The following is a 26937-nucleotide window of genomic DNA, read 5'->3' as shown; positions in this document are numbered from 1 at the left end:
AAAAAGTTTAATTATTAAATTAATAAATTAAATTTCACCACGGTAAAATCAGTTTAAAACCAAAATATAATTTTGTTAACTACCTAATTTTAAATTAAAAAACTAGGATTCATTTCGGTATTGATTTAAATATAAAATATTATTCTTATTCAAATAATTACTAATAATTTTTACTTAATAATCATTTCTATTTTACAATAAGTAGTAAAAGACTATTATTATTAGGCTATAGGATAGATTTAGACTGAATTTTTAAAAAAAAATTGTTTATAAGTTGTTTAGACTTCAGAGAAATCAAATTTTTAATCTTTTCAACCATAAAATGGTTGCCCCGAAAATCGCGAGGATGCAAAATCTTATATTTAATAAAATTCATTTTAAAGTATAAAACAATATAATTCTCGAAGCTAAAAGAGCTAAATTTTATACAATTCACTGATCAAAAAATATATCTGTCGTCACTACGTGACTTCTGGATTACCTTGTTTCATTCAGATCATGGATTGAAATCCATGATTAGTATATCGGTCGCTCCTATGGAGCTTCTAGAAAATCTCACTTTCATCCGATATACCAGCCTTCCAGTGCCAGCGGCATGAAAGACATCTTAACGGTGGGTTTCAACCCACCGTGCTAGGAAACTTGCGATGAAGGGAAAGTCCCGTAGGGATGGACGACGTAAAGGCAAATCATGAGTTACAAATGACAAAAAAAAGGCCAGCTTTATCACAAAGCTGACCTTTTTCTAAATAAAACCGATATTAAATTCACTTATCTCTGTACGATGGCATTTTTCAAACCTGGGCTAGTTAATAGCGCTCCAAATTCTCCAATTACGCTTTCAGGTACATTGTTTTCAACTGCTCCTTCGACTACTGCTCCGATGAACAAATCATAGTCTTCCGCGGATACCAACCCTGTCATTCTTGAATTAACAGCAGGATTATGTGCATCAACCATGTTCAAACCAGAGTATTCGATATTTACCGAACCAATTGCTTCTGCTAAGAATTCAGAGAAGTCTGTTACCAAAGTTGTAAAGCCTGAAAAATTTCCAGCTCCTACTTCAGCTAATAAAACTGAGAAATAAGGTTGCAAGGCATCATACTTACCATCTTCGTTTGTAGCAATAATCATAACTGTGCTCGTTACGACTGCCTCTAATGGTGCATAACCCGCTTCTACCAATCTTGCAGGATCACCATCTGCGGATACATCTACCAAGACATTTCCTCCCAATCTAGTGTACAAATCCAAACCTTCTCCGTCTGCTCTTTGTACAATTGGCTGTCTTACAGATTCCAATAATTGACCTACGGGACCTATTACTTCACTTGAAGTGATATTTGCTTGTGCTGCACCTTCTACTACCGCTTGAACAAATAAATCATAATCTGCATTGTTGATACGACCATTCATTCTTGAGTTTCTCGCAGGATCGTGTGCTGCTTCCATATCCAAACCACTATACGTGAAGTTTTTCGAACCTGTAGCTTCTGCTAGGAATTCTGTGAAATCAGAAACCAACGTTGTGAAACCTGAGGTCTCTCCACTTCCTACTTCGTTCAATAACACACTAAAATACGGCTGTAAAGCATCATATTTACCGTCTTCGTTTGTTGCAATAGTCAATACAGTGTTTGTAACTACCGTCCTTAGGTTTAGAAAACCTTGTTCTATCATTTGACCAGGATTATTAGGATCCGAAACTCTCGTTTCGCCACCCAACTGCACTGCGTAGAACGAATCATCCATCATCATTGGCTGATCATCATCATCATTACAGGATGAGAGAACCGCCATGGCTCCAATCAAAACACTGGATAACCAGTAATTTACTTTTTTCATAATCATTAAAATTTGGTTTTAGTTTAATTTTCAAAGGTCCTCTGGAAGAAGGCTCCAAGTTTGTAGGTAAGTGAACTTTTATTAATGGCGGGGCAACTTTGAGCTAGCATTTCATCAGATGGTTGAAAAAGGCTTGCTTGTACCAAAAAATCTTTGCTGATCGATTCGATAATGTCTTGAGGTGCTTGTTTGTTTCTATCATACAAACATATCATGTGACCAGAAGATAGATTCACTCGAACATCTCTGACGCCCTCTATCAAACTCGTATATTTTTTGATTTTTACAGCCTCAAGTGAATCCAACTGTGAATCAAAGTCAATCCTACTCATGGCTAAATTTGGTCCTTCGTTACCCTTAGGTTGTGTTACCAAATAAATGTGTACAGCTAAAGTCACTACCAAAGCTGAAAAAAGGACTAAGCATCCAATAATAATTTTTTTGAACATGGCTCAATAATTTTAAAGATTTGGATGATATACGAAGTGACTTTTAAACTTGGATTGTGTAGATGAAAAAAAGATTCAATTTCTTTTTTAATTAATCGTCTATTTTATTAGTTTTGATAAAATTGATTTTTATGAAAAAGATAACCAAGTACTTGGCTTTTGTTGCCTTGCTCACAACTTCTTGTTTAGGGAGTTTCTCGGAGGGAGAAATTCACTTTAGGAATGGAGAATATGAAAAAGCCATCAGAGAATTTTCCCAAACTTTATTTATCAATGTTACAGACATCAACTCCCTCCACTTGAGAGCGAGAGCCTATGAGGAGCTGGAGCGCTTCGAAGAGGCATTGGAAGATTATAAGCGAATCATCAGCATAGATCCCCGATATGCACAAGCACATGCAGGAATTGGGAAATTATATTGGAAACAAGAAAACTATGTGAATGCAGAAAAACACTTGCTTATTGCCGCGAAATATGATGAAAATGATTTTGAAATTATTTATCTGCTTGGTAGAGCTATGATCATGAATGAAAATTTCAAAAGTGCAGATGAATTTTTTTCTATAGCCGCCAAATTAAAACCAAAAGATCCTAAGGTCTACTTTTATCAAGGTATCGCAAGGTCTAAATTAGGCATCCCTGACGGTGCTGCAGGTTCCTTCAATATGTGCCTCATGTACGACCCTGAAAATATGACTGCATTATATAATAGAGGACTTGCTCGCATGTCCATGGGATTTGTGTATTGGGCAATTGAGGACTTTGAAACTTATCTCAAAAAAGATCCAGAACATCTAAATTCTTTAACCCAATTGGGGCTGTGCAAAAAAATAATCAATGATCCCAGTGCTTGCAAGTACTTGACGCTTGCCGCAAACAGAGGAAGCGAAGTAGCAAAGCTGAATATGGAAGACTGTTAGGAAAGGATGAAGTTGAAATTTTAGATTTATGTACTTTTTAAGTAAAGAATGAAGGTGTTATTTAGATTATAAAGTGTTTTCCAATGCTCTTGTCACCATTTTCTTCTTTGCTGCTTTGTCTAGGGAAACATTGATTTCAAAACAAACCAAGATGATCAAGGATGTAATGAATAGCCATAACATCACTGCCAACATTGTCCCGATGGAACCATAGAGCTTGTTGTAAGTCGCGAAATTATTGAGGTAGAAAGAAAATAGATAAAAACTTGCTGTAATTAAAAATCCAGCTGTAGTGGATCCTGTGGAGAAAAATTTCCATTTGTCATGCACTGCGGGTGCAAAGCGGAAGATGTATGCAGTAGCGATCATAAACACGGCTAATAACGTGAAGAATCTGAAAAAAGCCAGAAGGTAATAATACAAGTTGCTAGATACAAATTCCCAATCTGAGATTCTATATAACACGCTGCTACCCAAAACCATGATAACCACAGCTCCACAGATGGTCAATACGAGGACTAAGATAATACCGACTGCAATTAACCTCGTTTTCCAAAAATTTCTGTTTTCTTTTGTTCTGTAAACCGCATTGAATGCACTCATCAGGGATATTACACCATTGGTGGCTAAGAATAAAGCAAGGAAAAAACCTAAGGAAAGCAAACTCTGACGAGGCTTACTCACAATATCCATAATGGTAGATTCAGCTTCCGAGTAAATACTAGGCGGGATAATTTCCCCAATAAATAACAAAATATTTTGAGTAGTGACATTCTCAAAAAAGAACCCTATGTAAGGAATAATATTCAGGAGAAATAAGAGCAGTGGAAACATGGCTACTGTAAAGCTGAATGCAACGGAGCCAGCTCTTTCGATAATTTCATCCTTTCGAATCTGTTCCATGAAAATCTTTCCGACGTCATAGAGATTTTGATCAGGATTTCCAAAATGGATATGTCTGAGTTTTTTTGCCTCGCGGGTAAATTTGATCGATAGAAGTCTGATTCTTTTTTCCACTGAAAAAAATTTATTCAAAATATGGTTTCAATAAATCTAGTAAATATTGAGGTGGTCTGCTTGGTTTATGTGTGTCTTTTTTCAAAAAAGTTAGAATTGTCTTCCCTGTAGTGATCAATTCCTCACCTTCATTGAAAACCTCGTATTCAAATGCTATTCTGATTCCGGGCATTTCTTTGATGCTTGTTTTGATAGTCAAAAGTTCATCGTATTTCCCTGGTCTCAGGTACTTCGTAGTTTGCTCCAAAACAGGCATCATCACTCCCTCCTCCTCCATTTTCTTGTAAGAAAATTCGATAGAGCGAAGCGCTTCTACCCTCGCTACTTCAAAGTACATGGCATAATTGCCATAATAAACATATCCCATTTGATCTGTTTCTGCATAGCGTACCCTGATTTGTGTTTCTGCTTGGAACATCTCAATATATTTTAGCTTTGTTTAATGCATTTTGATACCGACGTGCATTATTCAAGTGCTCGTTGTAATTTGTTGCAAAGGCATGGTAACCAGAAAAATCTTCTTTTGCACAGAAATAGAGGTAACTGTGTTCCTCAAAATTCAATACTGCATCCAAGGCAGATATTTCAGGAAGATTGATCGGTCCCGGAGGCAATCCGATATATTTATATGTATTGTAGGGGCTATCCAGCTCTTTATGGATGTTCAAAACACGCTTTAAGCTAAAGTCACCAGATGCAAATACTAATGTAGGATCTGCTTGCAAAGGCATGCTAATCCGTAACCTATTGAGATAAACTCCCGCGACTTTTGGTCTTTCATCAGCCTTTTGCGTTTCGGCTTGCACGATTGAAGCGAGCGTGGATACTTCTTGTGGTGTCAATCCCAAAAGTCTAGCCTTTTCTTTTCGCTCATCAGTCCAAAACTTCTCATACTCTGTGTACATTCTGTCAAATAGCTTTTCCGCACTGGTATTCCACCAGACTTCATAAGTATTTGGAATGAACATACCCATAATTGTTTCTTCATCAAAGCCAAACTTTCGGATGTTTACAGAATCAAGCAGCAAATCATAAAACTGCTGTTCTGTTACTTCAATATTACTCGTAATCTTCTCTGCTAAGTCTTCTTTTGTGCGCACATTATTGAAAGTAATTCTCACAGGTGTCTGATCTCCAGAGCGGAGAAGACGAACTACATTCAAGTTGCTCATTTTAGGCATTATTTTATAAAGGCCCGGCTTGACTGCTTCTTGGTAACCAAGTACTTTGGCCACAAAACTGAAAGTGATGACATCATGAATTTTTTCATCCTTATACAAGCTGTCAGAGACCATTTTGAATGTGGCATTGGTCGGTATTTGAAGCATATAAGGTTCTTCTTTCTCCAAAAGCGTGTTTGGGCTGAAAAAAGCCTGATAAAAGTAGAAAGAGAGTGAGGTCAACAGTACCGAGAAAGTAATGACGGCGATGAGATAGTATTTTGTTTTTTTATCCTCAAGCATAATTTTAAGAGAAATCACTTTGATTAGGCGCAAAAATAGGGAATTTTGTTCAACAGACTTACTAAATTTCCAAATTGATGCAATCCGCTATTCGAGTAACCTGTGCCATCATTGTCAAAAACAATCGCGTTCTCTGTGCCCAAAGAAGCGAAAAGATGTCCCATCCCCTACTGTGGGAGTTTCCCGGTGGAAAAATTGAGGCAGAAGAAACCGCATCAGCTTGTATCATCAGAGAAATTAAAGAAGAGCTCAACATTGATATAAAAATTTCAGAAGAGCTAGAAAGCCATTATCATAGCTACCCTCAAAAGAAAGAAATTGAACTAATTCCTTTTATTTGTAGCTATATAGGTGGTAATTTTATGTTGAAGGAACACAAAGAAATACGTTGGGTTTGCTTTAGCGAATTGAACCAATTAGATTGGGCAGAAGCAGATCTTACAATTGTAGAATTTCTACAGAACAAATTTTCCAAAACTTAAATCGGCATTTGAACCCAACTACGAATTAGGCTAATCTACTCTCAAAACATTAAAATTATGGCAGCTGAATTCATCAAACTTTATCCAGAAAATCCTGACCCCAAAAAGGTACAAAAGATCGTAGACACACTTCGAAATGGTGGGGTAATTATATACCCTACAGATACTGTCTATGGAATGGGCTGTGATATTCACAATCAGCGCGCAGTAGAAAGAATTTGCCAAATCAAGGGCATTAAAGCCAAAAAACACAACTTTTCTTTCATCTGTTACGATTTGAGTAATATTGCGGAGTACACACGTGCGCTGAACACACCCGTATTCAAGATGATGAAAAAAGCCCTTCCTGGCCCTTACACTTTTATCCTTGAAGCAAACAATTCAGTTCCAAAAATCCTCAATAGTAATAAGAAAACGATCGGTATTCGAGTTCCTGACCATCCAATTCCTCGTTTGTTGGTCAAAGAATTGGGCCAACCTATTCTGACCACATCCATCAGGGATGAAGATGACGTAATTGAATACAGCACTGATCCAGAATTGATCTATGAGAAATACCAAAACCTCGTTGATATCGTCATTGATGGAGGATATGGAAACAATGTTGCTTCTACAATTTTAGACTGCACCAATGAAGAAATAGAAATCGTCAGACAAGGCTTAGGAAATGTAGAAGACATCTTGTAATCCCTGACACCATTAAATAAAATATGATTTTCCGCAATGACATGAGTATTTAAATAATTCACTTAAAATAATGCGGATAGTAGCCCCGAGTCAACTACACCGCAACGCGCAAGTGTCAACAGAAAAGAGCTGATTAAAATGAAATCACACAATACTATCAATGACTACTGGGGTAAAAGCGGATATATAGAAAATAAAATTAATTAAAGCCAATCAAGTTAGCATAAGTACATGGCGATCATCACCGAGTTATTTTATTTACCACCAATTGAATACTTTGTAGCAATCCAACATGAGAAAGAAATTTTTCTCGATTTGGATGAAAACTATCAAAAGCAAACTTACAGAAACAGGACTCAAATTAGACTTGCTAACAAAGTAGAAACATTAAGTATTCCCGTAATCGGTGGCAATAAAAACGTAAAAACAAGTCAGATTAAAATAGATCATAGTCAAAAATGGATGAATGTTCATTTGAGGGGGATTCAAAGTGCCTATGGAAAAGCTCCTTTCTTTGAGTTTTATTTCCCCTATCTCGAACAGGTCTTTTTGAAGAAATTTGACTTATTAACAGAGTTTAACAGAGAACTACTGACAGTTTGTCTGAAATTATTACAACTTGACATATCGGTTAAAAATTACGATCAAACCATTGTGAAAAGTGAAATAAAAGACATCAGAGGGGTAATAAACGCAAAATCAGGGTATGCCGAAAGAGACATCTATGATGCACTCCCATACAGTCAGCTGTTTGGCTTAGACTTTGTTCCCAACATGAGCCTGATTGATTTATTATTTTGTATGGGACCCGAATCAAAAGACATTTTGATCAAGTCACAAAAAAATCATTGAACAATCAGCAAAAGGATTGTGTTTTTAAAACAAATTCGGTAACATTAGATAAGAATTCAAATCATTTAGAAAGGATATAAATGGAAGCAAAATTTTCGAACAGAGTCAAAGAGGTGATCTCACTAAGTCGCGAAGAGGCTTTGCGCTTGGGACATGATTACATTGGTACGGAGCACCTCTTGCTGGGTATGATTCGTGAGGGTGAAGGCGTGGCTGTTTCCATATTGAAAAAGTTGGGAGTACCTCTGGATGAACTGAGGAACTCCGTGGAGCGTGCTGTCAAAGGTACTGCAAACCATAATGTAAAAAACCTTGCCAATATCCCATTGACTAGGCAATCAGAAAAAGTGTTAAAAATCACTTACTTAGAAGCTAAAATTTTCAAGAGTGCATTGATTGGTACAGAGCATTTGCTTCTGTCCATCTTGCGTGATGAAGATAATATTGCTACTCAAATCTTACAGAAATTTGACACCAATTACGATTCAGTAAAAGAGATGTTAGAGTTTCAGACTGATTCAGGTCCAAGATCAAAAGCTGAAGCAGATGATCCTGACGAGGATGGGAGCAAATTATTTGGTTCTTCTTCAGGCAGTGGATCTTCAGGTTCTTCAAAACCTGGCGCTGAAAAATCAAGAACACCAGTTCTAGATAATTTCGGCAGAGATTTGACCAAGATGGCAGAAGACGACAAGTTGGATCCAATTATTGGTAGAGAAAAAGAAATCGAGCGTGTAGCTCAAATCTTATCTAGAAGAAAGAAAAATAATCCAATCCTAATTGGTGAGCCTGGTGTTGGTAAGACAGCTATTGCAGAAGGTTTGGCTTTAAGAATCATTCAGAAGAAAGTCTCTCGTGTACTTTTCAACAAGCGTGTAGTCACTTTAGATCTTGCATCTTTGGTAGCAGGCACAAAATATAGAGGTCAATTTGAAGAGCGAATGAAAGCCGTGATGAACGAGCTTGAGAAGTCTCCAAATGTCATCTTGTTTATTGACGAATTGCACACCATCGTAGGAGCTGGAGGAGCAAGTGGCTCGTTGGATGCATCGAATATGTTCAAGCCTGCTTTGGCTAGAGGAGAAATTCAATGTATAGGTGCTACTACCCTTGACGAATATAGACAGTACATCGAAAAAGACGGTGCTTTAGCAAGGAGATTCCAAATGGTAATGGTAGATGCTACCACTCCTGAGGAAACTGTCATGATTTTGAATAATATCAAAGACAAATACGAAGATCACCACAATGTGATCTACACCGATGCAGCTATTGAGGCATGTGTGAAGTTATCTGATAGATATATTTCTGACAGATTCTTGCCAGACAAAGCAATTGATATTTTGGACGAAGCAGGTGCACGTGTGCACATCAACAACATTCACGTGCCAGAGGACATCCTCAAGCTGGAAGAAGAAGTTGAGCAGATCAAGATAGAGAAAAACAGAGTTGTAAAAAGTCAGAAATACGAAGAGGCAGCACAGTTGCGAGACAAGGAGAAAAAACTCTTAGAGCAATTAGAAACTGCCAAAGTGAAGTGGGAAGAAGATAGCAAATCCAAAAGATACAAGGTCGAAGAAGACAATGTAGCAGAGGTAATTGCGATGATGACTGGAATTCCGGCAAAAAGAATTGCACAAAAAGAAGGTGCAAAACTCCTAAATATGACGGAAGAACTCAAGGGAAAAGTTATTGGTCAAGATGAAGCAATTAAGAAATTGACCAAAGCAATTCAAAGAACTAGAGTTGGATTGAAAGATCCGAAGAAGCCAATTGGTTCCTTCATTTTCTTAGGCCCTACAGGAGTTGGTAAGACTGAGTTAGCCAAAATGCTTGCCACATATCTATTTGACAAAGACGACTCTTTGGTTAGAATTGATATGTCTGAATACATGGAGAAATTCAGTGTATCGAGACTGGTTGGAGCACCTCCGGGATACGTTGGTTATGAAGAAGGTGGTCAGCTGACCGAGAAAGTTAGAAGAAAACCTTATTCTGTAGTGCTTTTGGATGAAATTGAAAAAGCTCACCCTGATGTATTCAACATTCTACTTCAAGTATTGGACGATGGAATTTTGACAGATGGATTAGGCAGAAGAGTTGATTTCAGAAATACGATTATCATCATGACATCTAATATTGGTGTTAGAGATCTAAAAGATTTCGGAGCAGGTATCGGTTTTGCTAACAAGGCGAAGGCTGACAACATGGATGATATCATGAAATCGACTATACAGAGTGCGTTGAAAAAAGCGTTTAGTCCTGAATTCCTAAATAGATTAGATGATGTCGTTGTATTCAACTCATTAGAAAAATCTCATATTCATCAAATCATTGATATCAGCTTGAACAAACTATTCAGCAGAATCACAGATTTGGGATACAATATTGAGCTTACTCCAAAGGCAAAAGATTTCTTAGCCGAAAAAGGGTATGATCAACAGTATGGAGCTAGACCGCTGAATAGAGCAATTCAGAAATATTTGGAAGATGCTTTAGCAGAAGAAATCCTGAAAGGAGAGTTATCTGAGGGAGATATCATCATGGCTGATTATTCAGGCGAAGGTGAAGAGCTCATCATTACGGTAAACAAAAAAGAGAAAGCTGAATAAAATCTAGCTTAATCGATTATAATTCAAAAGCGGCTAGGAAAACTAGCCGCTTTTTTTTGGTTTGAAAGTATACAATAAATTTCCCAAAAACATTTCATTTGTATTAATGCCTCTCCCCTTTGATCACATCAAATACATGAAGCACTGAAGGAAATATTGCATCAATGCATTCATTGGCTGCTCCTGAAGAACCGGGAATGGCTAGAACCAACATTTTCCCTCTCACTCCTGCAAGAGATCTGGATAAAAATGCAGTCGGTACACGCTCTTGTCCATATTTTCTAATCGCTTCTTCAATGCCTACTATCCTTCTGTCAATAAATGGCTCGAGGGTATCTGGCGTAATGTCTCTAGGAGACAAACCTGTACCTCCACTAAAAATAATCAAGTCAACAGCTTCTGATTCGGCTTTTTTTAATACCTTTTCTATTTGCTCTGCTTCATCAGGAATTATCTGAATTCCCGAAACTTGCAAACCAAAATCATTAAGCTTCCCTTGAATGATTTTCCCTGATTTATCTTCTGCTAATCCTTTTGAGATCGTATCAGAGCAAACCACCACAGCAGCCTTCAATTCTGGAAAATACTTTTTCTTATCAGACTTTCCTCCTTTTTTCTCCATCAGCTGTATCTTCTCAATGACTATTTCCTTATCAATTGGCTTCAGCATGTCATACATCGTTAGCGCTACCACCGAAGCAGCGTGCATGGCTTCTACCTCCACCCCTGTTTTGTAAATGGTATGAATCTCCACCATCACATAAATCTCCAAGCCTTTGATCTCATAACTCACTGCGGTAAATTCTATTGGCAGTGGATGGCAGTCTGGAATCATATCAGCAGTTCTTTTTGCGGCAAACAATCCCGCTACTTTTGCCATTTCAAACACATCTCCTTTGGGAACTTTGCGATTGACAATGGCATCAATTGTCACCTCAGAACTTACTTTGACAATAGCCTGTGCAATGGCTTTTCTTAATGAAGGGGATTTGTGGGTGATGTTGACCATTTTTCGATTGAGATGTGAGAAATGAGATTTGAGACGTTAGACTCAAGACGTAAGATAAAATACTCTTGATATAAATTTAATAAGTCAGAAAGTAAGATATTCCTTTCAAGTATTTTCCTTCCAGACTGAGGTGTCATTATCGACGAGTTCTTTGCCCCAGATGGGGAGTTCGGCTTTGATGCGCTCGACGAGTTCTTCGCAGGCTTGCATGGCAGCTTTTCGATGTTTGGAAGAAGTGAAGACAAAGAGACAGATTTCACCTGTTTTCACTTCACCCAAGCTGTGGTAAATATGCATACAGGTCAGCGGATATTTCGAAAAAACAGCCTCTCTAATCTCAAAAGCCTTTTGTAAGGCCATTTCTTCGTAAGCGGTATAAGCAATAGCGCGAACTGTTCCACCATCCTTTTCATCTGCCCTGACTTGTCCCAAGAAGATACTATGTCCTCCAATATCCGTTTTAGTCGCATGATTAGCGATGGAATTAGCTATTTTTATCGGTGAAATAGGTCCTTGTACAAATATATTTTTTGGTGTTCTTAGTTTTTCCATGTTTGCAATATTTATTTGAAAGAGGTTATCCCTCCCTTAATTGACCTGATATATTTATCTGGAAATTTTTCCTGAAGTTTCCTTGCCGCTTTTGCACTTCTGATACCTGTTTGACAAAAAAGCAAGATGGTATCATGCTGAGCTATTTTATCTAAAGAAGCATCAATTTGATCTGTTTCAATCTGCTGAAATGCTAAACCTTCTAATTGGGGCTCCTCATCTTTCCCCCTCACATCCACCAAGAAGGCATCAGGAAAGTCGTGCATTAAAGTTCTAACTTCTTCCCAAGAAATATCTGCAGAAAGGCCACAGAAATCTTGGTAATCCATGCTTTGTAAATCTTCGATAGACTTTGGCCTATTTTGATAGCTTTGCTGGTTTTTGGTTAATTCAATTTTATAATCCGAATGATTCAAGAAATTATAGAAGTGCATTTTACCATCTAGTATTTCCCCGAAACCAGAAATCAGCTTGATCGCCTCAGCTGCCATCGTACAACCAATGATCCCAGGAAAGACTCCCAAAATCCCGATTTCATTACAATTTGGAACTTCGCCTGCTGAAGGTGGATTTGGGTAAATATCACGGTAATTTATTGATTTGCTCCCTTTTGCGTTGAAAACGGCAACTTGACCTTCATTCTGATACAGAGCTCCAAATACAAGCGGTTTGTTGAGCACAACGCAAGCATCATTGACCAAGTACCTTGTCGGGAAATTATCAGAACCATCTATGACCAAATCATAGTCTTGCAAGTATCCGATGATATTATCCGTTCTGAGAAATTCGGGTATAACCTCGACTTCTAAGTTTGCATATTTTTCATTGAGAATCTTCCCTGCAACTTTGGCTTTATTTTTACCCAAGTCATGTTGACCAAAAAGAACTTGCCTGCTGAGGTTCGATTCAGAAACACTATCACCATCGACAATCCCGATTTTACCAACTCCTACAGCAGCTAAATAGAGAAGTATTGGGCAACCCAAACCTCCAGCTCCAACCACAAGCACTTTGGCGTTTTGGAGCTTTTCTTGTCCTGCCTTTCCAAAGCCTTTCAGATTATAATGTCGATCAAATCTATCCATTACTTATCCTCCTGAAAAAGGTGGTAAAAGTGCTACCTCTGCCCCATCTGGAATGTCTTCAGAAGGTTTGGCAAGTTGGTGATTGATTGCAATAGCATATTTCAACTCTTGGATTTGTGGAAATTGAGCCTGCAACTTTTCGATCAAAGCAGAAACATTCCCTGGATTTTCTATAGAAAATTCCATCTGATCTATTTCCTCTGAAATTTTACCAAATACTTTTATTGTTAACACCATTTGAATCTAACTTACTAAAACTTTTAATTTATTAACAATTTGACTGAGGCAAATATCAAAACTGCACAAAGTAAATACCTCAGCGCGGAGTTGCTGAATTTTCTGGCACCAAAATATCCTCCTAGCAATCCTCCAAAAATCGTCAAGGGGATCAAGATCCAAAACTGATTGGGCAGATCAAAATCCAATGACCCTGCTCCTATAAAACCAGCAATTGAATTCAAGAAGATAAACAAGGAAGATATCACAGCTGTTTGTTTGACATTGGCCCAACCCAACATCAAAATAATCGGTGTAAGTAAAACTCCTCCACCAATTCCAACCAATCCCGAGAGCAATCCGATCAAGATTCCCAACACTGGAGCCATCCAGACTTTTCGCTCGATTACGGGCTTTGTGGATTCTGGAAAAAAAGACAGGAATCTCAAAGCTGGAAATAGTAGAATGACACCCAATAATTTTCTATAAATCGTTGTTTCTAATAAGATTGTACCACCTATGTATGCAGCCGGAATGGAAAATATGATCAATGAAAAGAACAGATCTTTCTGTAGGGATTCACTTTTTCTGAAATTCAAATAAGAAATCAAAGACACAAAAATATTAAGCAGCAATGCTGAAGGTCGAATATCTTCAGGAAGAAATCCCATCAGCGTGAGGATCATCAAATAACTGCTTGCTCCTCCATGGCCTACAGCTGCATATAAAAATGCTGCCACAGGCAAAAGACAAAACAAGAAAATCATCCACCAATCCATATTTTTAGAAAGGGTAATAATTGAATACTTGTTCTTTTTGATTTGACGCCGGAATTTCAACCAATCCTGTGGCCTGATTGAATGCGATCAAATTGAAAGATTCCTGACCACTGAGGAGATGAATTTCTCCTGCTTTTAATACACATTTGAAGAAAAATGTCAATGAAGAATCATTCTGAAAAGATTCTGCTAAAGGGAATTTGAATTGTGTTTCAAAAGCATGATCAGCTCCAAAAAACTTCCTGATAAAAGGACTGACATAAATCCTAAAACAGGAAAGCGAAGACGATGGGTTTCCTGGTAATGCAAAGATCGTTTTAGTACCCAAAGTCCCTGCATAAAGTGGCTTTCCGGGTTTCTGGGCTACTTTGTAAAAGAGCTCCCTTACCCCCAAATTTTGCAAAGCAGGCCTTACAAAATCATAATCCCCAACAGAAATCCCTCCACTGAGGATTAGAATATCTACTTTTTCAAGGAGTATTTTAATTGAATTTTCAACTGCTTCCGCTTCGTCTTTTACTTTTTCGACAAACTCCACATCAATTCCCAATTGCGACAAGACTGTACGCAACATTGGTCCGTTTGCATCATAAATCTGTCCAGGTTGGAGTTCATGATCGGAAGAAACTACTTCATCTCCGGTTAGGATCACCCCTACTTTGGGTATGTCGTAAACCTTAACTTCTTGGATTCCCAAAGAGGCCAAAAGAGCAACTGTTCCAGAGGAAAGTTCGGTTCCAATTCGGAGAACTTCCTGTCCTATTTGACATTGCGTGCCAGCTTTTCTGACAAATTCTCCTAGTTTGACTTGACTTGGGTCGACGACAAACTTTCCTTTTTGAAGGGTGACTATTTCTTGTTTGACGATCGTATCCGCACCTTCAGGTATTGGTGCTCCTGTAAAAATCCTGACTGCTGTACCAGTCTTCAATTTATTCATAGAAGAATCACCCGCTTTGATTTCCCCAGAAATTTCCATTTCAGATTTCAAATCTTCAAATGCAAGCGAATAGCCATCCATCGCTGAATTATCAAATGAAGGAACTGAGATTGGGGACGCAATATTTTCTGCACAAAACATCCCTATTGATTTGGCTATAGGGAGCGTTTTTGTTCTTCTATTAATAGGTATTTCTGATAAGATTGTTTTGGCCTCTTGTACTGTGATCATATTTTATAGATAAGAATGCATATTTATTGAAAAAAATCAACCTCCAATGCTAATCATACTTCTATTTTTCAGATTTTCCGTTTTGATTTCAGACATTGCACCTGAATCCATCTGACCTCCTAGCCTTTCAGCTTTGTTCCAAATACTTTTTCGAATCAGTCCTTCCACATCTCCACTTTCGCGCAAGGCAGTCAAAAGATCCACTTCTCCTTTGGAGAAAAGGCAGTTTTTCATTTTCCCATCCGCAGTAAGACGCATCCTATTGCAACCCGCACAGAATGGGGCTGTCATGGTGCTGATGATTGCAAAACTTCCTTGATGTCCTTTGATGCCATAAGGTTCGCTCGTGTCATGAATATCTCTTTTCGTTGGAAAAATATCATAAGCAGCACCCACTTTCTCTAAAAGTTCTTTTTTGGGAAGGACGATTTGGTGTTCCCATTTATTCCCTTCAAAAGGCATAAATTCAATAAATCTTATTTCGTAGGGATTATCTTTTGTCAATGCTATAAAATCCAATATTTCATCCTCATTTGTGCCTTTCATCAAGACGACATTGATTTTGATTTTCAATCCTGCATCAGCAGCGAGTTGGATGTTTTTTTGGACGACGTCAAATCGATCTCTTCGGGTTAATTCGATGAATTTCACACGATTGAGGGTATCAAGGCTGATATTGATACTTTTCATTCCGGCTTCAATCATTTGATCAAGATACCTGTCTAGCAAAGTGGCATTTGTCGTGATTGTGAGAGAAACGGGAAGATTGGAAAGTCCTGCCAGGATTTCTTTAAAATCAGCTCTTGCCATCGGTTCTCCACCCGTCAATCTGATTTTATCTACACCAAGGCTTACAAATACCTTCGCAATTTCCGCAATTTCCGCAGCTTGCATCAGATTCTCCTTTGGCATAAAGGGATAATCCTCTACTGGCATGCAATACTTGCAACGCAAATTGCACACATCAGTCAGTGAGATTCTGAGGTAGTTATGGACTCTTTGGTATTGATCTACGATCATATTCTTTGGGTTTGAAACTCAGTAAGTTTCTTTTGAAATCAATTTTATTCTTTGGCAAAGAAAGAGGTGATGAAAATAATCAAAGCCAAATTTTTACCAAATGTAAATTTACAGTTTTAATATTTCTATTTCCAGACCATTGGTAAAAGGCTGATCAAAATAGTGGAGCACATTTTCGTTGGTATACTTTTAAAGATAAGTGGAATTATGATTATCCCAAAGCCTTAAGGTTTTTAGGTTTGATTTCAGTTTCCTTGAAAGTTCAACCCTGTCTGCGCCAGGCAGGCCTTTCAGGGTTGTTGGAGGAGCTAAAGTATTTTCATCCCTAGGTTTCACCTAGGGTTATTGAAAAGTTTGACCACTTCGTGGTCGGAACTTATTAGCGACCACAAAGAAGTCGTATGTTACTAACCAAAATCTTCAAAAGGTTAAAAACCAAGACCACGCTACCAAGGAACCAGTATTTTTAATTCTGACCTTACTTTTGGCAGGATGTGACTTCATGGTCAAAAATCCGTAAGATAAATCTTGGTTTATATTACAGACCTTGAAAGGGTCTAACCTATCAATACTGAGTCCGCTGTAGCGGAACCATTGGTGTAACCTTTGGAATTAGAAACACTACAATCCATCCCCGACTCCGCATGGCATCGACCTTAATTAACATAGCATGTTAAAAAAGTTTATTTACCACCTCAAAAACCCTCACTTTTCTATAAATTCGCAGGAGAAAATCATATAACTATGCCTGCACAGACTACTTCTACCATCTTGATGGTTCGCCCGGCGAACTTTGGATTTAATCCTGAAACTGCTGAGAACAACTTTTACCAAAAACAGGATGATAGAGATTCTGGTGAAATCAATCAAATAGCACAAAAAGAATTTGATGGTTTTGTTACCTTGTTAGAAAGCAAAGGTATTGCTGTCATAGTAATTGAAGATAGTGATGATCCAAAGAAAACTGATTCCATATTTCCTAACAATTGGTTTAGCACACACGCAGATGGTAAAGTGATCCTTTACCCGATGTTTTCACCGAATAGAAGACTGGAAAGAAGAAAAGATATCATCGAAAAATTGATGGAATTGGGGTTTAAGATTGAGGAGGTTATTGATTTGAGTTTTTTCGAACAAGATGATCAATACTTAGAAGGTACCGGTAGCTTGATTTTAGATCGAGAAAACAAAATTGCTTACGCATGCCGCTCTTTGAGAACACACGCTGTTCCACTACAATATCTTGGAAGGTTGATAGATTATGAAATTGTGGATTTTGATGCGACTCAAACCATCAACGGGGAGATTTCTCCAATTTATCATACCAATGTCATGATGCATGTGGGATCTGAGATTGCGATCGTCTGCTTGGAAAGTATTTCGAATACTTCAGAGCGATTGAATCTCCAAAGCAAACTAGAACTTTCCGGTAAAAAAATCATCCCTATTACAGCAAAACAGAAGTTTAATTTTGCTGGAAATATGCTAGAAGTACAAAACCAAAAGGGTGAAAAATTCACAGTAATGTCCAAAGCTGCCTTTGACGCTTTGAGCAAAGCTCAGAAAGAAAACATACTCAAACATACAGAAATCATCAGTCCTGAGATCCCAACTATAGAGAAATTAGGAGGTGGCAGTGCGCGCTGTATGATGGCTGAAATTTTCCTTCCGAAGGGTTAATGCATCCCTCCTACTTTTACTGATTTAATTTTGATGGTATCGACTTCAATGTCTCTTTCTTTTGCATTGATCCTGAAATTTTCGATCACTTCCAAAACATCGTAGTCAATGATTTTAGAATTTGACCCATCAATGATGACATGCTTACCATCAGGAATCTCGTCTAAAGTTTTGATTAAAGAGCCTTTATTCAGAAAACTCACCTCTTCTGAAAGTATGATTCTTAGTGTATCAGGAGAATCCACATTTTCTCTTGCAGTCAACACGTGAGAATTTTGGAAATTTCTCAGCAAAATATAGACAATCGCCACTCCCATTCCAAGGCCAATACCGATCAACAAATCAAATATTACAATCCCTAAAATAGTGATCACAAAAGGTAAAAACTGATCCCAACCTAATTTAGCTTGGGTTTTGAATAGGGAGATTTTCGCTAATTTATATCCGACTTGCAAGAGAATAGCTGCTAAACAAGCTAGTGGAATCAAATTCAGCAATCCAGGAATCAAGAGAACACTCAAGACCAAAAGTAGGCCGTGAAAAATAGCAGACATTTTCGTTCTAGCTCCTGAAGTGACATTGGCAGAACTTCTTACAATTACTGCTGTTACAGGAAGACCACCTACCAGTCCATTGATAATGTTCCCTGTCCCTTGCGCAAACAACTCTCTATTTGGTGGAGAAACTCTTTTGTAGGGATCTATTTTGTCAGCAGCTTCAAGGCTCAATAAAGTCTCCAAACTCGCTATAATCGCAATCGTAAAAGCTACAATCCAAACATCAGGATTTCCGATTTGGGTGAAATCGGGGAACATAAATAAATCTGTAAATCCATCCCAACTTTGAACCTGAGGCAAAACCACTTTGTCCTCGACATCCAAATATAAATTCGGTACAAAAAACTTGAAGAATTTATTGATCCCAACCCCTAACATCACGACTAAAAGTGGGCCTGGAATAATGTTTAGAACTTTATTTTTCTTGATAAATGGCTTATCCCAAAGAATCAAAATTGTCAATGCAATGATTGTAATGATGAGTGCGCCAAAATCAAACTCATTAGCCAAATTCCTCAAATCTAATACCGCTTCCCAGTCATTTACAAAAGGGATGTACTTAGCTAAATTTTGTGTTTCATTCACACCAAAAGCGTAAGGAATTTGTTTGATTATCAATATAATCCCAATTCCAGCAAGCATTCCTTTGATTACAGATGTTGGAAAATAATACCCAATTATACCTGCTTTGGCAACACCTAAAATAATTTGAAAAACTCCAGCAATAACGACTGAAAGCAAGAAAATATCAAATGCACCTAAATCTGCTATTGCATTTAATACAATGACAGTAAGACCAGCAGCTGGTCCAGAGACAGAGGTACTTGATCCGGAAAGATAGCCTACGACAATTCCTCCAACTATCCCAGCAATAATTCCTGAGAATAAAGGTGCTCCTGAAGAGAGTGCAATCCCTAAACAAAGAGGAAGAGCAACTAAAAAGACTACTAATCCCGCAGGGAGATCTGATCCCAAATGGGAAAAAATATTTTTTGATTTGTTCATAGGTTTACATTAGCTGGGTTTATCCTTGATATTTAAATACTCCAAATACCAATTAATGTAAAAATAGAATTTTTAGATTCTAGAGTGCACTTAGAAGCGTAATATTTTGAAAAATAAAACAGAAAATTCAATTAAATCCTGCCAATAGTTGAGTTTTCAAATATTGGCAGGATTCCTATTTTCATACCTTAATCTATGCTATTCCTGTATAATTGAAAGGTGTAATGTGCTTGAGTTCAGCCTTTACAATATCAGAAACTTGGAGAGAATCTATAAAGTTGGCTATAGAACCTGCTGTAATTTTGGTATTGGTTCTTGTGAGGTCTTTGAGCGCCTCATATGGTTTTGGATAGCCTTCTCTTCTTAGTACAGTTTGCAATGCTTCTGCTACTACAGCCCAGTTTTCTTCTAGGTCAGCTTCCAAAGCATCGGCATTCAATTCTAATTTATTTAATCCTTTATTCAAAGACTCAAATGAAATCAACATATGTCCAAGTGGCACACCGATGATTCTCAAAACGGTGCTATCTGTCAAATCTCTTTGCAATCTACTGATTGGGAGTTTGGCTGCTAGATGTTCTAAAAGGGCATTTGCAATCCCCAAGTTTCCTTCTGCATTTTCAAAGTCTATCGGATTGACTTTATGTGGCATAGCTGAAGAACCAATCTCTCCCACTTTGATTTTTTGTTTGAAGTAGTTCATTGCTACATATTGCCAAACATCTTTTGAAAGATCTAGAAGAATGGTATTGATTCGCTTCAATCCATCAAAAAGTGCGGCGAGATTGTCATAATGTTCGATCTGCGTGGTTGGATAGCTTCTATCTAATCCAAGATAATTTGCAACAAATCCATTTGCAAAAAGCATCCAATCAATCTCTGGATAAGCGACATGATGCGCATTCATATTTCCAGTTGCACCGCCAAACTTAGCCGAATAAGGAACTTGCTTCAATAGCTCCAATTGTTTTTCAACTCTTGTCACGAAAACCTGAAATTCTTTCCCCAATTTTGTCGGAGAAGCAGGCTGACCATGCGTCTTCGCGAGCATGGAGATATCTTTCCATTCTTCTACCCTAGTTCTTAATCTTGATAACACTTCCTCCAAAACAGGCATTATAACTTCTTCAAGTCCATGCTTCAGCATCAGCGGCGTGGCCGTATTGTTGATGTCTTGCGAGGTCAGTCCAAAGTGGATAAACTCCTTATATTCATCCAATCCCAATCCATCAAATTTTTCCTTTAGAAAATATTCCACGGCTTTGACGTCATGGTTGGTCACCTTCTCTGTCTCCTTGATGCTCTCCGCATCTGCTGTATTGAAGTCCTTCACCAAAGCTCTCAGTGAGGGGAATAGGTTCCTATCAAAACCTTTCAATTGAGGCAAGGGAAGCTCACAAAGTGCAATAAAGTATTCTACTTCTACGTGCACTCTGTACTTAATTAAGGCAAATTCTGAGAAGTATGCACTTAGCGGGGCGGTTTTGCTACCGTATCTACCGTCTATGGAACTAACGGCTGTCAGGTTAGTCAAATTCATGGCTTTGGATTTTGTTTAGAGAGCGCAAATTTAGTCTTTCTACAGCAAAAAACATCTTCCATTTATAATAAAATCCCCCTCGTATTTCTTTTCTATTTACCGAAGGAAAAATAGAAGTAGTCCAAAAGAAGTCCTTGGTATATTTTTGCACCGATGAAATTTATATACCCAAGTATAATTGCCTTTCTTATTTCAAGTTCTTTAGTTTTTGCAAATGATAAAATAGGCAAAAACGACAAGGAGTTTGGACTTGAAGTGAGTCCTACAACTTCTGCCATGACTATAGATGGAGTAATCAATCTAGACGAATGGGGAAAATCTGTTATTATTTCTGATTTTATCCAACAAATCCCAAAAGAAGGTCTGCCTGCTACGGAAAAAACTGAGGTTCGTTTAAAATATGACCAGGATTTTCTGTACGTCGCTGCTACACTGTATACAAAAACACCAGGGGACTATGTGATTAGCTCTTTAAAAAGAGATTTTAATTTTGATCAAAATGATGCTTTTGCTATCATAATTGGCCCCTATGACGATGGGAACAATGGATTCATGTTTGCAGTCTCCCCTTTCAACATACAAATGGAAGGATTGGTCAATAGTGGTGATCGAGTTTCAAGTGTTTGGGACAACAAATGGTTTTCCGAAGTAAAAAGATACGAAGACAGATGGGAAGTAGAAATGGCGATTCCATTCAAAACACTCCGCTACACGGAAGGATCTGAATACTGGAAAGTTAACTTTATCAGAAATGACCGAAAAAATTTCGAGCAGACATCTTGGGTGCCTGTTCCTTTAAATCAAAGAATTGGGAGCTTGGCTTTTACTGGCTATTTGAATTGGGACAAGCCACTCAAAAAACCTGGATCCAATATCGCTTTGATTCCTTATGCCGCGACAAGTGCATCCAAAGATTATCAAGCTGGGGAGCCTATAAATGGAGGATACGCTGCTGGACTTGATGCTAAGATTGCCATAACACCTTCTTTGAACCTCGATTTGACGTTTAATCCTGACTTTTCCACAGTAGAAGTAGATCAGCAGCAGACCAACTTAAACCGTTTTGAACTTTTCTTCCCAGAGCGAAGACAATTCTTTCTAGAAAATGCCGATTTATTCGGTGATTATGGTTTTAGAAGCATCAGGCCATTTTTCTCCAGAAGAATAGGCATAGCGACTGATAGTTTGGGGCGTAGTTCCAACAACAGAATTCTCTATGGGGCAAGACTAAATGGAAACATTAGTGATGACCTGAGAGTAGGACTTCTGAATATGCAAACAGCTACGGAAGATGCGGTCGGATATCCCGGGCAAAATTACACAGTAGCTACTGTGCAGCAGAAGGTGTTCAGTAGATCAAATATCGCTGCCATTTTTGTCAATAGACAGACTACGGGTCAAGTTGGGGATTCCAACCCAATTGCAGACTACAATCGTGTTTTAGGATTAGATTATAATTTGGCTTCCAAAGACAATAAATGGACAGGAAAATTCTTTTATCATCAATCATTCAGCCCTCAAAAAACTGGAGACACCAAAGCACATGCAAGTTATCTAGATTACAACTCCAAAAGATGGAAACTTCAATGGAATCATGAATATGTAGGAGACTCTTACAATGCAGAAACAGGTTTCGTACCAAGACGATCCTATTGGAGATTTGAACCTAATATAGTCTATCGACATGTGGTTGATAATGATAAAATATTTCAGCAGACATTTCAGATCAGATATGATATGTATGCAGATCGTGATTTTAGTTTAAAAACAGATGAAACTATCTCGTTTGTCTATAGGCTTTACTTTAAAAACACTTCAACAATTCAATACAGAATTTTTAACGAATACGTCTATCTTTTCAATTCCTTTGACCCAACCCGATCTGGAGGAGAGCGATTGGCAGCTGGAACTGACTACTCTTATTTAAGAACTGGAATCACTTACACCTCTGATAGGAGAAAATTATTTAATTATTCTGCGACAACTTATTATGGTGGTTTTTTTAATGGTACTAGAGCGTTTGTCAATACCAATTTGAATTACAGGTTCCAGCCCTACGGCAATATTTCAATGTTTGCCGAATACAACAAAATAGAGCTTCCAGAGCCTTATAGCTCAGGAAACTTGTGGTTAGTTGGTCCAAGAGCTGAGATTTCATTTACAGACAAACTCTTTCTGAGCACCTTTGTCCAATACAATAGTCAGATCAATAACGTCAATATAAATACCCGTTTTCAATGGAGATTTAAACCAGTTTCTGATTTCTTTGTTGTTTACACAGATAATTATCATCCAGAAAGCTTACAAATTAAGAATCGTGCATTAATTTTGAAGCTTACGTATTGGATTAACGTGTAAAGGAAAAGCGGGAATGTTTAATTTATTCAAAAAGAAAAAATCAGAGCCTTCGAAAGGAGATCAATATTTATCTCTTAAGGTAAGAGAAGTAGTCAAAGAAACACCTGATACGGTGAGCATTTTCTTTGAGCAACCTGAACCATACTTAGATTACAAGCCAGGGCAATTTATCACTGTCATATTAGAAATAAATGGAAAAGAGGAAAGAAGATCTTACAGTCTCTGTACTTCTCCATTTGTAGATCCCTACCCAGGAATAACTGTAAAAAGAGTGGATCAAGGAGTAGTTTCTAACTATCTCAATGACCACATCCGACCTGGTAAAACCATAGACATCATGAAGCCTATGGGGAATTTCACCACTCCTTTTCACTCCAAAAACAAGACGCATTATATGATGGTCGCTGGAGGTAGTGGTATCACTCCTATCATGGGAATCACCAAGTCTGTGCTAGTCAATGAACCAGATTCTAAAGTAACACTACTTTTTTGTTCAAGAAATGAGGAACAGATTATCTTCAAAAAAGAGTTTGAGCAGCTAAAAGAAAAGTATCCAGAAAAATTGGAAATCATTCACAACCTCAGTCAGCCAAGCCCAACTTGGTCTGGTATGAATGGAAGGTTGGACTCTATCAAACTCAAAGAAGTTTTGAGTTGGAGTGAACACAAGGGAGCTGAAAGCTTGAAGTATTTCGTCTGTGGACCTGAGGGTTTGATGACCACTACATTGAACACTTTTAAAGAACTCAATATATCTTCTGATTTGATTCATGAAGAAAGTTTCTACACTGATTTAGATGCAAAAGAATCAGCACTAAAGGCCAGTGGTGAAATGGCACCTTCACTTACAAGAGAAATTACTGTAAACGTAGAGGGACAAGACTACACTTATGAAGTTGCTCCAGAGAAGACGATCTTAGAAGCAGGCTTGGACAATAGTATTGACATGCCATACAGTTGTCAAAGTGGCTTGTGTACCGCTTGCAGAGGCCGATTGGTTTCAGGAAAAGTAGACATGATCGAGGATGCAGGTCTGAGTGAAAGCGAAATTGCAGAAGGATATATTCTCTGCTGTTCTTCCAAACCTGCGAGCAGCGATATCAAAATCATCATTGAATAAAAAATCTTGGAAAAAGACCCCATAAGAATCACTTACGAAAAACTGGAACGGAACACGTTGATTTTAATCGCTTGTTCCATTCCTTTCTTTGCTGTTGTTTATCTTTATTCACAAAGTGAGTCCATTACCAGAACCTCCTACAATCTGCCTGAAATAGCAGATTTTATTTTATTGGGTTTGATTTACGTATTGTTGGCTTTTCATTATTGGAATTTCCACAATGCCATAAAAAACATTCTTACCCTCAATCCAGACTTGGAAACCAAAATCACACTTTACGAACAAGCAACCATTCGTAGATTTTGGATTTTGTTATTGAGTAGTGTTTTATGTCCTTTGGGTTTGTTGCTTTTTGAAAACAATGGCTATATCATTGCCTATGCCTTGACATTGGTGTTTTTATCCCTAGGCAAGCCTACTCCAGATCGGATAGTTAGGTTGCTGAGATTAAAAGGTGAAGAAAAGGATAGAGTGATTAAGATTAAGACGAGAGAAGGGTAGAATTGAGACGCAAGATGCAAGATATAAGACGTAAGAAAAAAAGAGTTAAGAAGTGAGAAGCAAGATTTGGGATTCAATTTTTAAGAGTTTCAACTTTTGGGAAAAAGAGACCATCATCTTTAATCCATAGACCGCGAAGTGCCTTATTTTGGAGAAAGGGTTAAACTTCTCAATAGCCGTGGGTGAAACCCATGGGGAAATGAGACAATAATCCCCACAAACAACACTGAAAGAGTTTAGTTTTTCTTTCACGTATAAAGTAGTTTTTCCTAAAATTTGGATTGACCGTTTTTTAGTTTATATCCTTGAGTTTATATTTAGCTAAAACCCAAGAGTCATCTTTTAATTCAATATCGTACTTAGAGACAAACTCCTCAAGATTACTCTTTGTAGGATCATTTTTCAATTCATTTCTGTTTTTATATTTATCCAGAAACCCGCTCGCATGATCCAAATATACAATAGCATCATCAGTAAATGACCAAGGATTTCTATTCAAATTCACACCATCCAAATCGTTGGATAAATCTTTTCTCTGAAATATTATATTTTTCTCTTTATCCATCAAAATAGTATGCCTTGAAAAATTTTCCCCTTGAACGACACTTATATAATTTAATTTCTCAAAAGGAAGAAAAGTGGCAACTTCACTGACAAGTTTCTTTTCTGAGACTTCACTATTGAATTTTTCTGATTCAACTCTTCCACCTTTAAGTAATTCATAATAGGATGTACTTAAATTATATTTATCGAAATCAAATACCAATAAATCTTGTAAATCGCCTGATTCGATGTCAAATTCCGCAACTTCATAAGAATAAGGGATGTTATAATATACCGATTTATCCTTTAAGTTATTGATAAAGCTATAATGCAAATCAAAGTTTCCAATAGATTCTTTTTCGATAGGAAATGGCACATAACCAGAGTTCTTCCCATCAAGAAGATTGTACCTCATAAAATTGAAGTTTTCATACTCTGATCTATAGCTTGTGAATTTTAGTAAATAGTCATTTTTTTGAAAAAAATGAGTTGATTTATCTCTGAATCTAAATTCTTCGATAAAATTCCCTGATAAATCGAATTTTATGATCTTACCAATTGCATTATCAAGGATCATTATATTATCCTCAATCAAATTGAAATCGGAGATATTAACAAACTCACGAGGCCCTCTTCCTGATGGTTTTAAAGAAAAGTTGAATTTTCCGTCAGGATGGAATATAAAAAGTGAATGAAGAACATCATCACTCACATAAATATTCTGATTTTGATCAAACTTAATCTTTTTTGGGAAAGACAAATAACTTGAACTTTCATAACCTAAAATCACGTACTCGATTTCGTTGACAAATTCAGAAATATAACCTACTTGTGATTTATCTAAGGAAACATAAATTTTTTCAGAATTAAGAGAGTTATTTTTCGAACTACAACTTAAGGTTAAAATCAAGGCAAAAAGAGGAATTATCTTCATTTTATTTAAAATTAAAAAAATGGTGTGTTTCCACACCATTTAAAAATTAACATAACTCTTGAACACTTGGATCGCAATATGAATCATGCCATACCCAATCACACCTTTTAACTTTCTTTTCGGTATTTAGAGGACAGGTTTTAATCTTTAATTCATACCCACCAATATCCTCCTCTTCTTCTTATGCATTTACTGTAAATGCAAACGTCATCATTAAACATGCAAGAACTGCATAAATCATCTTTTTGATAAATAATTTGTTTTTAAAGTTAAACATTCTTTGATCAAAAATTCATTGTTCGTACATCGCAATATATATATGAAATTCCAAAAAGTAAACACATAAAATTCTGTTATTTTTTATAAATGAAAAAGATTGCACTTATTTTTTAGGGTAAATAAAAACATACTTATTTTCTATATTTCATAAAAATGATCTAATGGTCAAAAATAGTTGGTAAAAACCCTGTAACGTATTGATTTAAAATTATTTACAAAAACCTTATTGAAATCAGTTTCAATAAGGTTTTTTTGTTT

The 26937-nt window shown here is 37.2% G+C and carries 24 protein-coding genes; 9 read left to right on the top strand and 15 right to left on the bottom strand.

Annotated features, from left to right (window positions below):
* Positions 1-771: 771 nt before the first annotated feature.
* Positions 772-1848 carry a globin family protein gene (locus tag IEV57_RS06830; protein WP_188440987.1) on the bottom strand — a complete coding sequence of 359 codons (1077 nt, stop codon included), beginning with the start codon at positions 1846-1848 and terminating at the stop codon, positions 772-774.
* 23 nt (positions 1849-1871) lie between these two features.
* Positions 1872-2297 carry a heavy-metal-associated domain-containing protein gene (locus IEV57_RS06825; RefSeq protein ID WP_188440985.1) on the bottom strand — a complete coding sequence of 142 codons (426 nt, stop codon included), beginning with the start codon at positions 2295-2297 and terminating at the stop codon, positions 1872-1874.
* A 131-nt stretch (positions 2298-2428) separates the two neighbouring features.
* Here IEV57_RS06825 and IEV57_RS06820 point away from each other — a divergent pair, with 131 nt between their 5' ends.
* Complete coding sequence (locus IEV57_RS06820) at positions 2429-3217, top strand: tetratricopeptide repeat protein (RefSeq protein WP_188440983.1); 789 nt, start codon at positions 2429-2431, stop codon at positions 3215-3217.
* Positions 3218-3283: 66 nt separating this feature from the next.
* On the opposite strand, the gene IEV57_RS06815 is transcribed toward IEV57_RS06820, so the two are convergent.
* Genes IEV57_RS06815 through mltG form a run of 3 tightly spaced genes read right to left on the bottom strand, consistent with a single transcriptional unit; the run spans position 3284 to position 5697 of the window.
* Positions 3284-4234 (bottom strand): YihY/virulence factor BrkB family protein, encoded by a 951-nt coding sequence (locus IEV57_RS06815; protein ID WP_188440980.1) that lies wholly within the window; start codon positions 4232-4234, stop codon positions 3284-3286.
* A 10-nt stretch (positions 4235-4244) separates the two neighbouring features.
* Positions 4245-4652, bottom strand: a complete 408-nt coding sequence (locus tag IEV57_RS06810) for an acyl-CoA thioesterase (protein ID WP_188440978.1) — start codon at positions 4650-4652, stop codon at positions 4245-4247.
* A 1-nt stretch (position 4653) separates the two neighbouring features.
* Positions 4654-5697 carry an endolytic transglycosylase MltG gene (mltG, locus tag IEV57_RS06805; protein WP_188440976.1) on the bottom strand — a complete coding sequence of 348 codons (1044 nt, stop codon included), beginning with the start codon at positions 5695-5697 and terminating at the stop codon, positions 4654-4656.
* A 77-nt stretch (positions 5698-5774) separates the two neighbouring features.
* Here mltG and IEV57_RS06800 point away from each other — a divergent pair, with 77 nt between their 5' ends.
* The 4 genes from IEV57_RS06800 to IEV57_RS06785 all read left to right on the top strand — a co-directional run bounded on the left by IEV57_RS06800 (position 5775) and on the right by IEV57_RS06785 (position 10330).
* Positions 5775-6179 (top strand): (deoxy)nucleoside triphosphate pyrophosphohydrolase, encoded by a 405-nt coding sequence (locus IEV57_RS06800; RefSeq protein WP_188440974.1) that lies wholly within the window; start codon positions 5775-5777, stop codon positions 6177-6179.
* A 57-nt stretch (positions 6180-6236) separates the two neighbouring features.
* On the top strand, positions 6237-6866 hold the full coding sequence (locus IEV57_RS06795) for an L-threonylcarbamoyladenylate synthase (protein ID WP_188440972.1): 630 nt from the start codon (positions 6237-6239) through the stop codon (positions 6864-6866).
* Positions 6867-7097: 231 nt separating this feature from the next.
* Positions 7098-7718, top strand: a complete 621-nt coding sequence (locus IEV57_RS06790; protein ID WP_188440970.1) for a WbqC family protein — start codon at positions 7098-7100, stop codon at positions 7716-7718.
* 80 nt (positions 7719-7798) lie between these two features.
* Positions 7799-10330, top strand: coding sequence for an ATP-dependent Clp protease ATP-binding subunit (locus IEV57_RS06785; protein WP_188440968.1), 2532 nt, complete (start codon positions 7799-7801; stop codon positions 10328-10330).
* Between the two features lie 103 nt (positions 10331-10433).
* On the opposite strand, the gene moaCB is transcribed toward IEV57_RS06785, so the two are convergent.
* From moaCB to moaA, 7 genes are all read right to left on the bottom strand, one after another.
* Positions 10434-11339, bottom strand: a complete 906-nt coding sequence (gene moaCB / locus IEV57_RS06780) for a bifunctional molybdenum cofactor biosynthesis protein MoaC/MoaB (protein ID WP_188440966.1) — start codon at positions 11337-11339, stop codon at positions 10434-10436.
* A gap of 105 nt (positions 11340-11444) precedes the next feature.
* Positions 11445-11891: a molybdenum cofactor biosynthesis protein MoaE gene (locus tag IEV57_RS06775; RefSeq protein ID WP_188440964.1), complete on the bottom strand. Its 447-nt coding sequence runs from the start codon at positions 11889-11891 to the stop codon at positions 11445-11447.
* Positions 11892-11902: 11 nt separating this feature from the next.
* Positions 11903-12976 (bottom strand): ThiF family adenylyltransferase, encoded by a 1074-nt coding sequence (locus IEV57_RS06770; RefSeq protein ID WP_188440962.1) that lies wholly within the window; start codon positions 12974-12976, stop codon positions 11903-11905.
* Between the two features lie 3 nt (positions 12977-12979).
* Positions 12980-13213 (bottom strand): MoaD/ThiS family protein, encoded by a 234-nt coding sequence (locus IEV57_RS06765; protein WP_188440960.1) that lies wholly within the window; start codon positions 13211-13213, stop codon positions 12980-12982.
* Positions 13214-13236: 23 nt separating this feature from the next.
* Positions 13237-13971 (bottom strand): sulfite exporter TauE/SafE family protein, encoded by a 735-nt coding sequence (locus IEV57_RS06760; protein ID WP_188440958.1) that lies wholly within the window; start codon positions 13969-13971, stop codon positions 13237-13239.
* 4 nt (positions 13972-13975) lie between these two features.
* Positions 13976-15142 (bottom strand): molybdopterin molybdotransferase MoeA, encoded by a 1167-nt coding sequence (locus IEV57_RS06755; protein ID WP_188440956.1) that lies wholly within the window; start codon positions 15140-15142, stop codon positions 13976-13978.
* Positions 15143-15178: 36 nt separating this feature from the next.
* The gene (gene moaA, locus IEV57_RS06750; protein ID WP_188440954.1) at positions 15179-16162 is read right to left on the bottom strand and encodes a GTP 3',8-cyclase MoaA; all 984 of its coding nucleotides are present in this window, start codon (positions 16160-16162) and stop codon (positions 15179-15181) included.
* Between the two features lie 744 nt (positions 16163-16906).
* Here moaA and ctlX point away from each other — a divergent pair.
* The gene (gene ctlX, locus IEV57_RS06745) at positions 16907-17842 is read left to right on the top strand and encodes a citrulline utilization hydrolase CtlX (RefSeq protein WP_188440951.1); all 936 of its coding nucleotides are present in this window, start codon (positions 16907-16909) and stop codon (positions 17840-17842) included.
* On the opposite strand, the gene IEV57_RS06740 is transcribed toward ctlX, so the two are convergent.
* Both IEV57_RS06740 and purB read right to left on the bottom strand, forming a co-directional pair.
* Positions 17839-19404, bottom strand: a complete 1566-nt coding sequence (locus tag IEV57_RS06740) for a SulP family inorganic anion transporter (RefSeq protein ID WP_188440949.1) — start codon at positions 19402-19404, stop codon at positions 17839-17841. The genes ctlX and IEV57_RS06740 overlap by 4 nt on opposite strands.
* Before the next feature lie 193 nt (positions 19405-19597).
* Positions 19598-20944, bottom strand: a complete 1347-nt coding sequence (gene purB / locus IEV57_RS06735; RefSeq protein ID WP_188440947.1) for an adenylosuccinate lyase — start codon at positions 20942-20944, stop codon at positions 19598-19600.
* A gap of 153 nt (positions 20945-21097) precedes the next feature.
* Between purB and IEV57_RS06730 the strand changes: the two genes are divergently transcribed.
* Genes IEV57_RS06730 through IEV57_RS06720 form a run of 3 tightly spaced genes read left to right on the top strand, consistent with a single transcriptional unit; the run spans position 21098 to position 24923 of the window.
* A complete protein-coding gene (locus IEV57_RS06730; protein ID WP_188440945.1) occupies positions 21098-23302 on the top strand; it encodes a DUF5916 domain-containing protein in 2205 nt (734 codons plus the stop codon).
* A gap of 13 nt (positions 23303-23315) precedes the next feature.
* Complete coding sequence (locus IEV57_RS06725; RefSeq protein ID WP_188440943.1) at positions 23316-24422, top strand: ferredoxin--NADP reductase; 1107 nt, start codon at positions 23316-23318, stop codon at positions 24420-24422.
* 6 nt (positions 24423-24428) lie between these two features.
* Positions 24429-24923 (top strand): hypothetical protein, encoded by a 495-nt coding sequence (locus IEV57_RS06720; RefSeq protein WP_188440941.1) that lies wholly within the window; start codon positions 24429-24431, stop codon positions 24921-24923.
* Positions 24924-25215: 292 nt separating this feature from the next.
* Here the strand turns inward: IEV57_RS06720 and IEV57_RS06715 are convergent, their stop codons facing one another.
* Positions 25216-26400, bottom strand: a complete 1185-nt coding sequence (locus IEV57_RS06715; RefSeq protein WP_188440939.1) for a 6-bladed beta-propeller — start codon at positions 26398-26400, stop codon at positions 25216-25218.
* Positions 26401-26937 lie beyond the last annotated feature (537 nt).

The sequence above is a fragment of the Belliella aquatica genome (assembly GCF_014637795.1).
GTDB lineage: Bacteria > Bacteroidota > Bacteroidia > Cytophagales > Cyclobacteriaceae > Belliella > Belliella aquatica.
The sequence above is the reverse complement of the archived record's forward strand: the minus strand, read 5'-3'. Positions and strand labels throughout refer to the sequence as shown.

Excerpts from the sequence above, each read along its gene's own strand:
- IEV57_RS06830 (WP_188440987.1), bottom strand. The coding sequence starts at position 1,848 with ATGAAAAAAGTAAATTACTGGTTATCCAGTGTTTTGATTGGAGCCATG.
- IEV57_RS06825 (WP_188440985.1), bottom strand. The coding sequence starts at position 2,297 with ATGTTCAAAAAAATTATTATTGGATGCTTAGTCCTTTTTTCAGCTTTG.
- IEV57_RS06820 (WP_188440983.1), top strand. The coding sequence starts at position 2,429 with ATGAAAAAGATAACCAAGTACTTGGCTTTTGTTGCCTTGCTCACAACT.
- IEV57_RS06810 (WP_188440978.1), bottom strand. The coding sequence starts at position 4,652 with ATGTTCCAAGCAGAAACACAAATCAGGGTACGCTATGCAGAAACAGAT.
- mltG (WP_188440976.1), bottom strand. The coding sequence starts at position 5,697 with ATGCTTGAGGATAAAAAAACAAAATACTATCTCATCGCCGTCATTACT.
- IEV57_RS06800 (WP_188440974.1), top strand. The coding sequence starts at position 5,775 with ATGCAATCCGCTATTCGAGTAACCTGTGCCATCATTGTCAAAAACAAT.
- IEV57_RS06795 (WP_188440972.1), top strand. The coding sequence starts at position 6,237 with ATGGCAGCTGAATTCATCAAACTTTATCCAGAAAATCCTGACCCCAAA.
- IEV57_RS06790 (WP_188440970.1), top strand. The coding sequence starts at position 7,098 with ATGGCGATCATCACCGAGTTATTTTATTTACCACCAATTGAATACTTT.
- IEV57_RS06785 (WP_188440968.1), top strand. The coding sequence starts at position 7,799 with ATGGAAGCAAAATTTTCGAACAGAGTCAAAGAGGTGATCTCACTAAGT.
- moaCB (WP_188440966.1), bottom strand. The coding sequence starts at position 11,339 with ATGGTCAACATCACCCACAAATCCCCTTCATTAAGAAAAGCCATTGCA.
- IEV57_RS06775 (WP_188440964.1), bottom strand. The coding sequence starts at position 11,891 with ATGGAAAAACTAAGAACACCAAAAAATATATTTGTACAAGGACCTATT.
- IEV57_RS06770 (WP_188440962.1), bottom strand. The coding sequence starts at position 12,976 with ATGGATAGATTTGATCGACATTATAATCTGAAAGGCTTTGGAAAGGCA.
- IEV57_RS06765 (WP_188440960.1), bottom strand. The coding sequence starts at position 13,213 with ATGGTGTTAACAATAAAAGTATTTGGTAAAATTTCAGAGGAAATAGAT.
- IEV57_RS06760 (WP_188440958.1), bottom strand. The coding sequence starts at position 13,971 with ATGGATTGGTGGATGATTTTCTTGTTTTGTCTTTTGCCTGTGGCAGCA.
- IEV57_RS06755 (WP_188440956.1), bottom strand. The coding sequence starts at position 15,142 with ATGATCACAGTACAAGAGGCCAAAACAATCTTATCAGAAATACCTATT.
- moaA (WP_188440954.1), bottom strand. The coding sequence starts at position 16,162 with ATGATCGTAGATCAATACCAAAGAGTCCATAACTACCTCAGAATCTCA.
- ctlX (WP_188440951.1), top strand. The coding sequence starts at position 16,907 with ATGCCTGCACAGACTACTTCTACCATCTTGATGGTTCGCCCGGCGAAC.
- IEV57_RS06740 (WP_188440949.1), bottom strand. The coding sequence starts at position 19,404 with ATGAACAAATCAAAAAATATTTTTTCCCATTTGGGATCAGATCTCCCT.
- purB (WP_188440947.1), bottom strand. The coding sequence starts at position 20,944 with ATGAATTTGACTAACCTGACAGCCGTTAGTTCCATAGACGGTAGATAC.
- IEV57_RS06730 (WP_188440945.1), top strand. The coding sequence starts at position 21,098 with ATGAAATTTATATACCCAAGTATAATTGCCTTTCTTATTTCAAGTTCT.
- IEV57_RS06725 (WP_188440943.1), top strand. The coding sequence starts at position 23,316 with ATGTTTAATTTATTCAAAAAGAAAAAATCAGAGCCTTCGAAAGGAGAT.
- IEV57_RS06715 (WP_188440939.1), bottom strand. The coding sequence starts at position 26,400 with ATGAAGATAATTCCTCTTTTTGCCTTGATTTTAACCTTAAGTTGTAGT.